Source organism: Bacteroidota bacterium (assembly GCA_030706565.1).
Lineage (GTDB): Bacteria > Bacteroidota > Bacteroidia > Bacteroidales > JAUZOH01 > JAUZOH01.
On record JAUZOH010000264.1, the window covers coordinates 1 to 5,405 of the forward strand.

Consider the following 5,405-nt stretch of genomic DNA (forward strand, 5'->3'; position numbering starts at 1 on the left):
CATAATCATGTAAAATATCCTGATTTTATTCATGCCAATAGACATGAGCATGCCCAATTCCCTGATTCTTTCAAGTACCACCATCAGCATGGTGTTGATGATGCCAAAACACATAGCCAGTAATAAAATCAGCATGATGACAAACAGCATCTGGGTCATAAAGTCGGTCATGATGCCGAGATCCGGGGAGATTTCTTTCCAGTTTTTTATGTCGAGTTCCGGAAAATGATTCTTTAACTTGTTGGTGACAGCTTCTGTACAATCGTTGTTGTTGAGCAATATGGCTATTTCATGGGCTTTGCCTTTTTCAAGTCCAATTAATCCGGAAAGTTCATCTTTTCTTAGATAAATATTCACCTCGTCAAATGAAGTGTTGATGGTTTTATAAATCCCGCAAACGCGGAAAGCTGCGTTAACCAGGCTTCCGTCTACAGACTGGAGGGTCAGCACAATTTTTGAGCGTAACTTTGCATGAATTTTTCCGGCCAATTTCTGGCTGATCACTACGGTGTTGGCGTGCTTTGAATCAAAATAGCTTCCCGAATTGCCTTTTATTTCACTATATATTTGAGTTACTTTTTTCTCTGTCCCCGGATCAACCCCATTTACGATTACACCAACGCCTGTTGTTGAAGTTGCTGCCATTGCAGCAAGTTTTAACCTTTCGCTAACGGCTTTTATTTCAGGGATATGGCGCATAAATGACATGATCTTATTGACCCCCTTTATGGTATCGCCTACATCTCTGTTGTTAAGATATTGCGGATTATGAATTTGGATGTGCGATATTTCGTTTTTGATGGCCAGTTCAACTCTTTGTTTGGCCATGCCGTTCATCAAAGCTGAAGTAAAAAGGCCACCAAACAGCCCAAATGCTATGGCCAAAATCACAACCAGGCTGCGCACTTTGTTGCGCCAGATATTTTTCCAGGCTATTTGAATAATCATGGTTTCCGGAGTGCTTTAATGATATTCAATCTCAAAACAGATATAAGGGGATAAGCGATGGCGATAATCATAATAATAAAAATGGCTAATCCCTGATGGAAGAAATAATCACTGTGCCAGGATACAGGCAATATCGGATCCATTCCGTATTGAACCATCATTTTGGCCAGGCTGCCCGATAGTTTTATCGGATGATAGTGAAAATAAGTGACAATAGGGATACTGCCAATCATTCCTGAAACAATTCCCAAAATGCCGATAAAAAACAATTCAATAGTCAGCTGAAGTGCCAGGAAGTATTTTTGCATGCCGACAGCTGTCATTACGCCAAATTCGTGCGTGCGTTCCGAAGTCATCATCAATACGGTTCCAAATATGCCAAAGCCGACAATGATGTATAAAATCAGCAATATAATAATCCCGCTGGCATTGTCCGATTTGAATTCCTGCACCAGCTCGGTGAGCATTTCTTTCCAGGTCATCACTTCATATTGCCGGCTGATGGATTTTTGAATGCTGTGGGCAATTTTATCGGTATTATCAATATCTCTGGGTTGGGTAAGGCTGACCATCAGCGAGGATAGCTGGCCGGGTGCTGAGTAGAATGACTGGCAAACCGGCAGGTTCATGTAAATGACCTGATTGTCAAATTCCGGAGCTGGCAGATGAATAATTCCCTGTATCCTGTACTTTCCTGCTGCACTTGTTCCATGGTATCCCTGGCTGATCAGTACAATGGTGTCGTTTACGGAAAGTTCAAGATGTCTGGCAAGCCTCTGGGCTACGAGCACTCCGCTATCGCCATAATGCAGGTAGTACCCCTGTACCAGTTTTTTCGACAATTTGGTATAGAGGTCTTCTTTCATGGGATTGATTCCTACCACCAGTACTCCTTTTGTTTTTAAACCTGAGGAAGCAAGGGCAAATGATTCGAGCCGGGGAACCAACCCGATCGTTGATGAATGTTTTTTCAATGTACTGTGGATTTTTGCGTCCAGGCCAGGATCGTAGGTAAAGGTGTTGTCAATGGTTTTGTTATCCCAATATCCACTGGCATGAACCTGGATATAGCCTGTATACGACTGAACAACGCTATCCAGCAGATACCTCCAGCTTCCCATGTGGAAGGCCCTCATGATAATTGCAAAGAACACGGCAAAGAAAATGGATGCTGCCGTAATCAGTGTCCTTCGTTTATTACGCCATATATTTCGCCATGCCAGTTTGATCATTTGCGCTGTGATTAACGGATGGTCTTCATGTTTTGCTGGGAGAAAAAGCCATCCTGAATGGGTATGTCGAATTTTACCATGATCAGGTCGACAAGAGTCCTGTTTCCTTTTTCATTGGCAGGAATAATTTCGTAATGAGTGAGGATATCCCTGTCATCCATGTACTTTATTTTTGAAGCAATTTCGGTTTTCACCAGGTAATTGTCTTCATCAAAAAATTCTGATTTCAACTGATGGTAGTCTTTTTTACTGATCCATTTGATGATGGAGCCCCAGACCACGGGTGTTCCCGGCTTAGGTACCAGTCTGATTTTATAGCAATCCATACCTTCCACTGTTTCCCTGCCTAAGAGTGTATGGTGATAATCATCAACTATGGATGATTCCTTGAGCAGATCGTCATTGGAAAAATCAGAACCCATCCATCCCTGCGACATCATGGAGGGCGGTAATTTGATCAGTCTTGAAATGGAAGGTACCCAATTCCATATTTCGTTCTTGCGCTTTAAAAAAGTCTGTCCTTTTTCTTTTGCCGGGCCGGTTATAAGGATTATCGAGAATTCCTTCCCTTTTGACCAGGATTTGAATGATACCGTTCTTTTCCAGGCAGGCCTCACGATTGTCATTACCATTTCACTTTTGTTGCTTTTACCTTCCAGCCTGTCGTATGCATGTTTTACAATTTCTTTCGCACTGATATTCTGACTATTCCCTCCCTGAAAGGCTAAAAGAGAAATTCCCAGTGAAAGCAGTAATTTTAATTTAATTGACATTTTCTCTTTGTCCATTTGATTAATGTGCAAGTTAGAAAATGTTTTAAAATTTTCCTTGCTTCCTTTTTAATAGAATCCATAGGATTTTGATTTATTTTTTAAGGATAAAAACAATTTTAGTATGCTGTTATTAGTACCTTCTTCCTTTTTCTTACATTTGTCAGATAATTGTGAAAGATATGTACAGTTTTGAAACCATACAGGAAATCCTTTCCAGAGAATTCTCGGCAATTAATTGGAAAGTGGATCCCAAAGAATTATACACACCCGTAGAATATGTCCTTTCCCTTGGGGGAAAGCGAATCAGGCCTTCGATGGTTTTGATGGCGTATAATATTTTTTCGGATGACATTGAAAAAGCTATTAAGCCTGCCATAGGACTGGAAATATTCCATAATTTCACCTTGTTGCATGATGATATTATGGATAAAGCGCCTATCCGAAGGAATAAACCCACCGTTCATACCCGCTGGAATGAGAACGTGGCCATACTTTCTGGAGATGCCATGTGTATTAAGGCTTATGAATACCTGGGACAGTGCGAAGGCAAGTATTTAAAGCCGGTTTTTGATGTTTTTACGCAAACAGCCCTTCAGGTATGTGAAGGCCAGCAATATGACATGAATTTTGAAACAGCCGATACGGTGAATATTGACCAATATCTTGAGATGATCAAACTGAAAACATCCGTCTTGCTTGCTGCAAGCCTCAAAATTGGTGCAATATTGGGCGGTGCATCTGAAAAGGATGCAGATTTGCTTTACAGTTGCGGTTGTAATTTCGGACTTTCTTTTCAATTACAGGATGATTTGCTTGATGTATACGGTGATCAGGACATCTTTGGAAAGAAAATCGGCGGAGATATTGTGGCCAACAAAAAGACCTATTTGCTGATTCAGGCTTTGGAAGCAGCTACAGATAAAGAAAAAGTTGAACTTAACGGTCTGCTTAAGGATCAGTCCATTGATGCAAATACCAAAGTAGCCCGGGTAAAAGCTTTTTACGATAAGAAAAATGTAAAAGCTATTACCGAAGCTGCAATTGGCAAATATTTCTCAAAGGCAGTTGTCGACCTCTTCACTGTCGATGTGCCTGAGAACAAGAAAAACGAGTTAAAGCGGATTATATCAATGATGATTGGCCGGGAAAAGTAAATTTAAACTGCAAATTCACCGGTATCCAGCCATTCATTCTTGATGAGGCACCACCAGTCTATTGCTAATCCTTTAAGAAGATATTCATACGGCAGCCAGCCATAACCCTGTTCGCCCCAGCCTTTTCCCCAGGAATTCCTGATCAGAAAGGCTCCTGTGGTTTCTTTTGCTTTGGGAAGGGCATTTTTTATAAGCATATTATCGTCGTATCCGACGGCTGCAATGGCATGTCCACCTACAGATCTTTCGTTTTCAACCGGGAAAGGAATACGTCCTGTTTTATCTGCCTGGTGGTATGAACTGTAGACTGTTATCCCAAACATGGCAGGAATTCCGGCAGCCAGATTTGTTTTTATTGCGTTCAGTATATCCTCAGGCTTAGTTGACGGTTTATCAAGTTTGTAATAAGTAATGGCCTGATAGTTTTGGGCAAATGAATAGCAAAAGGCAGAAGGTTCTTTATCAAAATCACTGGTTATATAGGGCCAGAATTCTTCCGGCACCACACCAAACAAAGCCAGTGCACCCATTGTTTTGCGAAGGTAAGCACCCGTATCGCCGGTTTGGCGCATCAGGTTTCTGGTTGTTTTATATAAGAAAAGCCTGGAAGCATCAATATGTTTGCTGAAAGAGCGTCTTTCGAAATATTCAACTATTCCAATGCAGGCATGAGCAGTACAGGCGCCCAGATTTCCCTGATCTTCAACAGGTGAACACCATTGACGTAAATCCGTACTGGATGGTAATTTTGTGGCAGGAGCTTTGGCAATTCCTGCTTTTTTCAAAATGGGTTTGATTAAGGGATGCTCAGCCGAGTAATCTCTAAAATCAGGATAATCGGGCAGCCATCCCATCTTAAAACAGTTGGTTTCAGAATTCATGGTTTTTCTTTTTAGTTAAACTTTTAAGAAATTAATTGTGGAATTGAATGTTATTAACCAAAATTATTTCAAAAGTTTAAGAAACCAACCGGCTATCTCTTAAAAAATCTTAAATTATGCTACCTTTAATTTGTTCATATTCACTTTTTCCAACTTCTCTTTGGCATAAGCAAGAGTAATGGTAAGCGCGTTTTCATTTTTAGAAGGCAGTTCATACATGGCATCCGTCATGATGGCTTCACAAATCGAACGTAATCCTCTGGCTCCCAGGTGAAATTCAATTGCTTTTTCAACAATATAATCCAGAACCTTTTCATCAAAGGTCAAATCAATGTTGTCCATTTTGAACAGCTTTTTGTACTGTCTGATGATGGAATTTTTAGGCTCTGTCAATATTTTCCTTAAAGTATCGTGATC

General features: G+C 40.7%; 6 protein-coding genes. 1 reads left to right on the top strand and 5 read right to left on the bottom strand.

What is annotated here, in order from left to right; genetic code table 11:
* From Q8907_12175 to Q8907_12185, 3 genes are all read right to left on the bottom strand, one after another.
* Window positions 1–948: ABC transporter permease (locus tag Q8907_12175; GenBank protein MDP4275027.1), on the bottom strand; the 948-nt coding region annotated here is incomplete at its 3' end.
* Entirely contained in the window at window positions 945–2,180 is a 1,236-nt protein-coding gene (locus Q8907_12180) for an ABC transporter permease (GenBank protein MDP4275028.1), read from the bottom strand. The genes Q8907_12175 and Q8907_12180, both read right to left, overlap by 4 nt.
* A gap of 11 nt (window positions 2,181–2,191) precedes the next feature.
* Window positions 2,192–2,953 carry an outer membrane lipoprotein-sorting protein gene (locus Q8907_12185; protein MDP4275029.1) on the bottom strand — a complete coding sequence of 254 codons (762 nt, stop codon included), beginning with the start codon at window positions 2,951–2,953 and terminating at the stop codon, window positions 2,192–2,194.
* A gap of 179 nt (window positions 2,954–3,132) precedes the next feature.
* Here Q8907_12185 and Q8907_12190 point away from each other — a divergent pair, with 179 nt between their 5' ends.
* Window positions 3,133–4,107 carry a polyprenyl synthetase family protein gene (locus Q8907_12190; protein MDP4275030.1) on the top strand — a complete coding sequence of 325 codons (975 nt, stop codon included), beginning with the start codon at window positions 3,133–3,135 and terminating at the stop codon, window positions 4,105–4,107.
* Between the two features lie 2 nt (window positions 4,108–4,109).
* On the opposite strand, the gene Q8907_12195 is transcribed toward Q8907_12190, so the two are convergent.
* A complete protein-coding gene (locus Q8907_12195) occupies window positions 4,110–4,988 on the bottom strand; it encodes a C1 family peptidase (protein MDP4275031.1) in 879 nt (292 codons plus the stop codon).
* 114 nt (window positions 4,989–5,102) lie between these two features.
* A partial coding sequence (locus Q8907_12200) for an ATP-dependent Clp protease ATP-binding subunit ClpX (protein MDP4275032.1) occupies window positions 5,103–5,405 on the bottom strand: 303 nt, incomplete at its 5' end.